This is a genomic window from Rathayibacter sp. Leaf296 (assembly GCF_001423045.1).
In the GTDB taxonomy this organism is placed as follows: Bacteria; Actinomycetota; Actinomycetes; order Actinomycetales; family Microbacteriaceae; genus Rathayibacter; species Rathayibacter caricis.
Genome location: NZ_LMNR01000003.1, coordinates 317,707 through 318,109, shown reverse-complemented (window position 1 = coordinate 318,109; position 403 = coordinate 317,707). Strand labels below are relative to the sequence as shown.

The following is a 403-nucleotide window of genomic DNA, read 5'->3' as shown; positions in this document are numbered from 1 at the left end:
CCCCGCCGAGGTGGTCGACCAGGCCGAGGCGGCGCTGGCGGCGACCGGAGGCGACGGCTTCCTCGTCCAGCCCGGTCCCTTCGGCGACTTCGACAGCTTCCTCGACCTCGTCATGCCCGAGCTGCGCGCCCGCGGCCACGTCGTCGACGTCCCGGCCGGGCTGACTCTGCGCGGACGCCTCCGCGCTGACGGTCGGGCCCGACTCGCGCCGGACCACCCCGGAGCCCGCCTGCGGGCCGCCGCGGCCGTCTGACCGCCCGCCGTCGCCTCCGTTCCCGCCCCGTTCCCCGTTCCCCGTTCCCCCGGAAGGACCCTCTCGTGCCGCTCACGACCTACTCGCCCGATCCGGCGCTGCTCCGACAGGCCTTCTCGCACTTCCCGTCGGGAGTGGCGGCGTTCGCCG

Annotated in this window: 1 pseudogene; it reads left to right on the top strand. The window is 76.4% G+C overall.

The window, feature by feature from the left end:
- Positions 1–253, top strand: a pseudogene (locus ASF46_RS19495) (5,10-methylene tetrahydromethanopterin reductase); the annotation flags it as partial.
- Positions 254–403 lie beyond the last annotated feature (150 nt).